The organism is Deltaproteobacteria bacterium CG11_big_fil_rev_8_21_14_0_20_49_13, assembly GCA_002796305.1.
Lineage (GTDB): Bacteria > UBA10199 > UBA10199.
On sequence record PCWZ01000037.1, the window covers coordinates 5,944 to 11,143 of the forward strand.

The 5,200-nt window shown below is 48.1% G+C and carries 3 protein-coding genes; 2 read left to right on the forward strand and 1 reads right to left on the reverse strand.

Going from position 1 to position 5,200, the window contains the following annotated elements; translation table 11 throughout:
• Nucleotides 1-209 precede the first annotated feature (209 nt).
• Both COV46_03150 and cydB read left to right on the forward strand, forming a co-directional pair.
• Nucleotides 210-1,523 carry a cytochrome ubiquinol oxidase subunit I gene (locus tag COV46_03150; protein PIR17687.1) on the forward strand — a complete coding sequence of 438 codons (1,314 nt, stop codon included), beginning with the start codon at nt 210-212 and terminating at the stop codon, nt 1,521-1,523.
• The gene (cydB, locus tag COV46_03155; protein PIR17688.1) at nt 1,520-2,524 is read left to right on the forward strand and encodes a cytochrome d ubiquinol oxidase subunit II; all 1,005 of its coding nucleotides are present in this window, start codon (nt 1,520-1,522) and stop codon (nt 2,522-2,524) included. Before COV46_03150 ends, cydB begins: the two co-directional genes overlap by 4 nt.
• A gap of 119 nt (nt 2,525-2,643) precedes the next feature.
• Here the strand turns inward: cydB and COV46_03160 are convergent, their stop codons facing one another.
• Nucleotides 2,644-5,124 (reverse strand): hypothetical protein, encoded by a 2,481-nt coding sequence (locus COV46_03160; protein PIR17689.1) that lies wholly within the window; start codon nt 5,122-5,124, stop codon nt 2,644-2,646.
• Nucleotides 5,125-5,200: the final 76 nt, after the last annotated feature.

Below are 5,200 nucleotides of genomic sequence, written 5' to 3' on the forward strand. Positions count from 1 at the left end.
CCCCTTCGGGGCTCGCAATGACAGCGTGAGTAGTTTATAGAGGTGCCCTAGAGTCTGTCGGGGAATTCAGTTTTGTCATCGCGAGGAGCCCAAGGGGCGACGTGGCGATCTCACGAAATCAAGTAGTTACGGGAGATTGCTTCGTCACTACGCTCCTCGCAATGACGCATAAGTGGCATTCCCCGACAGGCTCTAAATAAAGGGTTATTATGGACACCGTTTTTCTTTCAAGGTTGCAGTTCGCCATTACAAGCTGCTTTCATTTTATCTTTCCACCACTCTCCATAGGCCTTGCATGGATAATCGTCTTTTTAATGCGAAAATATAAGAACTCCGAAGAACCCATCTGGGGGGACTTGGTCAAGTTCTGGTTCAAACTCTTTGTCATTACCTTCGCGATGGGCGTTGCCACAGGGATCGTCATGGAGTTCCAGTTCGGGACCAACTGGTCCAACTATTCAAGGTTCGTGGGCGACATATTCGGCGCCCCGCTGGCGGCGGAGGGGATATTTTCCTTCTTCATGGAGTCGATATTCATCGGCGTTATTATCTACGGTTTCGGAAAGCTCTCAAAGAGGACGCTTTATATATGTTCCATCTTCCTGGCCGTGGGGACCATGCTCTCCGCCTTCTTCATAATAGTCGCCAATTCATGGATGCAGACACCGGTAGGATATGAGATACAAGGGGGCCGCGCAGTGCTCACAAATTTTTGGGCGGCGACTTTCAACCCTTCCACCATTCCAAGATATCTTCATACCATATGCGGCGCCTTCATAACCGGCGCGTTGTTCATGGCGGCCGTTTCAGCCCACATGTTCCTTAAAGGAAGATATGAGGACATTGCCAAGAGATCCTTAAAGATGGCATTGATCGTAGGATTTATATCTTCTATTGCCCAAGTAGGGCTTGGCCACTATCACGCCATTCAGGTAGCGCTAACACAGCCGGAAAAATTGGCCACGTTCGAGGGCTTGTATGAAACACAAAAAGATGCGCCGGCCATTCTTTTCGGCATCCCCGATGAAAAGAACGACAGGATAATTGCCGCGATAAAGATCCCCGGTCTTCTTTCGCTCCTCACTCACGGAAGGTTTGACGCCGAAATAAAGGGGATGAACGATTTTCCCAGGGATCTTCGACCCCCCCTTGCCATAACGTTCACCGCGTTCCACCTGATGGTGGGGCTGGGCATGTATTTTATTGGTCTTACGGGGCTTGGAATTCTCCTCCTCATTTTTAAAAGATTATGGACGATGCGCGCATACTTATGGCTACTTTTTATCTCTGTACCGCTGCCTTTCATCGCGAACGACCTTGGCTGGATATCCGCCGAGGTAGGACGCCAGCCGTGGGCGGTCTATCATGTAATTAAAACGGGCGATGCCGCATCGATGACAGTGCCGGCCGGACAGGTTCTCTTCTCGATAATACTTTTCTCCCTGATATATCTCCTTCTCTTCTTCTCCTGGCTCTTTCTCATACGTCGTCACATGGCCAAAGGACCGGAGGTGCAAACATGAGCTTTCTACAGGTTACATGGTATTTTATCATACTGGCGCTATTGACGGTCTATGCCGTCCTCGACGGCTTTGACCTTGGCGCCGGGATACTTTCTCTCTTCGCCGGAAGGGAAGATGACAAACGCGCTATCTACGCGGCAATAGGTCCATTTTGGGACGGTAACGAGGTGTGGCTGCTTACCGGCGGCGGCGCCATATTCGCCGCGTTCCCCCACGTTTATGCAACCGTATTCTCGGGATTCTATCTGGCGTTCATGCTGCTTTTGGCCGCGCTCATCTTCCGCGCGGCTGCCATAGAATTCAGGAACAAGCATGATTCGGCCGCTTGGCACAAGCTCTGGGATGTTTCGTTCGGGCTGGGCAGTCTCCTGGCGGCGCTTCTTTTCGGCGTTGCGATAGGCAACATCCTTCGCGGTATCTCCCTGAACGCCGGAATGGACTACGCCGGAACGTTCCTTGAACTCTTGAACCCGTACGCCCTCACCTTTGGACTACTTTCGGTCTTGATGTTCGCGGTGCATGGTGCCCTTTTCATCAAGAACAGGGCGTCCGGCGACATTTCGCTTCTTTCCACCTATTTTGCAAAATATGCCGCGTATAGCTACCTTATCATCTTTCTTGAGGTCCTTCTCCTGTCATATATATGGCAGAAGCATCTGTTCGTGAACTTCGCGACCCATCCTCAGCTCTGGGCTCTGCCGGTCCTCTCCATTATAATGATAGTGAAGACGGCCAGGTTCGGCTCATTTGTCTCATCAACGATAGCGATTATCTCCAACTTTGGGATGATCGGTGCCGCGCTCTTTCCCATGATCGTCCCTGCAAGGAACGGCGAAGAGTTCAGCCTTACCCTTATGAACTCTTCTTCTTCCCCTCTGACCTTAACGGTAATGATCATCATCGCGATCATCGGTATGCCGCTTGTGATAGGATATACGATCTGGAGCTACACTTTGTTTGGAAAACAGCCTCGCGCAAAACAAACTCAAGGGCGCCTCTAAAAACCTCCGTTCATGGTGAGCTTGTCGAACCATGAAAATTGCAACACGTTGATTTATAACGGTTCATCCTTTGACAGGCTCAGGACGAACGAGCAATTTACGGGTTTTTAGAGGTGCCCTCAATAACCTTCGCGCCATCCGTGTATATTTCCACGATGTTTGAGATTGGTGATCTTATAAAATCCATTTCCATCTCTTTCCACGAATAACCGAAAACTTCTTGCAACTCTCGCATGTGAAATAACCGAATTTCTAGTTGACACTTTCCATCCTCTCAACTCCCCTAGCGACAGTTCATGGATCCTTCGTAAAAGAGCTTTTCTATTGGCGGGTGTTGTTCTATGGTACCATCCCTTCAGCTCAGTGCATCCATTTGCAAAGCTAACCCTTCCTCTTGAAACGGCTGAAAGCAGAACTGGTGACAGTTCCAAAGGAGGGTTTGTCAAAATAGCCTGTGCAGGGTCGGCAACAGTAACTACGGTTCTATTGATTTTTTGTTTGCCGGGACCGGCGCCGCTTTTTTCGACCGGTATTCTGTCCGGATGTTCCAACGCTGGCCTTTCTGTTGAAACACGCCTTTCACTAGCCTTAGCACCGGCTTTCCTGGTCGTCGGGGCAGCAGATGGCGCAGGTTTTTTTTCAACCTTTAGCTGTCCTTTTATATCCCCCAGAATCGCATCGAGCCTGTTTTTTACGTCCCTGATTTTTGCAGCAGCTGTCTGTAATTGCTGAAATGTAATATCCCCGCCAATGTGCAGTTTATCTATCTTTTCAAGCTGTGCATACATATCTTCAATGGCTTGTATTCTAACAGCTTCACCATTTTTGGCAGCAGTTGTTAATATTTCGCTCTGAAGAGACGTTATTCTGTCTAGCGCATCGAACATATTAGTCTCAATTCGTTCTATCTTTGCGATCTCTCCCCTAAGTTTCGTTAAACGGTTTGCCAGTTGTGCAGAGTTCATTCCTTTTGGCAGAGTTAAATCAGCACCTCTTGTTGCGGAACGAGCGATCCTTTTTGCAAGGTTTTCCAACTCAACTGCCGACATTTCTTCGGATCGCCTTATTATCTGCATGGCGGCATCGGAGATATTTCCGGACGAGATGGCCTCAATGTCGGCCTTGATGATATCTCTCGATAAAACCCCTTCCATCGCTGATCTAAACATGACCGACGAACCGAGACCAAACAGATAGATCATTGCACCGGCCTGAGCGCCGTCGTCTCCTCCCAGGACAGAACCGCCATAGCTATAAACCGACAATTTGCTCCATTCAGCGGAAAAATTGACAAGCCACTTGATCCCGCGCCAGCCCATCAAGCTATCTCCGGCATTTACCGCAACCCATTCAATGCCGGGTAGTAATTTTCGGACAGGTCCCAGCGTTCTCAAAGATGCTGCAACTACTTTTTGTCCCCTTAAACCTCTTGCCGCGAGCCTACCGACAACTCCTCCTGAAATATAGGATACTGCACTATCAAGCGACCCCAAAGCGTTGCCAAGTCTTGTAACGGGCCCGTTGAAAAACCGGAACAGACCGGACGGAAGAACATGTTCGAAATCACGCCCTTTTATCTTTACTTTTGTATTGTTCTCATATCTGTCCACCAACACCTCGGCAAATCTGTATGCGCCGCACTCAACAGCAAGCCACACAGAATCAACACAATATTGTTTATAATAACTATCTCCAAGCTCCTCAAATACGGTGGATTTTGATTGTTGATAGAGCGGTCCGATCATCGATACTTTACCATATGAGCTGTGCAAAAATTCCTGAACGAACGGATCGTTATCGATAAGATATCCTTTTAACAGGCCTGCTAAAAATATGAGGGACCCGGTTCCGATGCTTCTAAGCCGTTCCAAGTACCTTCTGACGCCATCTACTTCAAGAGACGAAAAGGTCTGATCCGCGATCAGGTAAGAGATGCCCCAAAGGTTCTCGGCGCTGATAAAGTTTAGATATGACCGCTCATTGTCTGTAAGTGTCTGGTAGACATCCTCGGCAAATTCAATATCATACTGGATCTGTTCAGCGACCATCAAGGTCTGTTGTATGACCGCCAGCATTTTTGCATCATCACTTTTGAACATGAGCATATAACTTTGCACAGATCCTACAAAGGGCGAAAGCCCCATGAAATCTTCACGCTCATTATTATCCGAATCCGACATGTCCATGTTCTGCAGATTTCCAAGGATGCGGCTAGCCGGGGAGGCCGTTAGCCAAAGGGTAACATTAAGAGCCTCATTCATTGTAAGATACCCGTCATCCGCAAGTTCAGCTATTGTCGCGTAAAATAACGGGGCCTCTACCCTGTCTAACTTGTTGTCCTTTAGGATCCTGTTCAACTCAAAGCTTATATCTTCGGCCGGGATGCACTTATCCCCTTCTCTGAGACATTCATCATGTCCATTTTCACAAATAAAGGGCTCTAGCCAGTCCGTCACCGACGACTTTAGGTACTCGGCCGTAGAAGGATCCATGCCGATGGACAGGCTTGTCTTTTGTTCAAATTTCGACATAAAAAATATACCTATTTTTATTATCGCCGTTTTTTCTGAAAAGTTGCTTATTTTTTTGTAACTACTCAAGCAAATTCTAGAAGTGGGTTCGAGAAAGGCTTGGCAAGTGGCTGAAAATGTGGTATTTTTCTGGGTGATATGGAAG

Bases quoted from the DNA above. Each gene is read 5' to 3' on its own strand.
- COV46_03150 (PIR17687.1), top strand. From the start codon at position 210: ATGGACACCGTTTTTCTTTCAAGGTTGCAGTTCGCCATTACAAGCTGC.
- cydB (PIR17688.1), top strand. From the start codon at position 1,520: ATGAGCTTTCTACAGGTTACATGGTATTTTATCATACTGGCGCTATTG.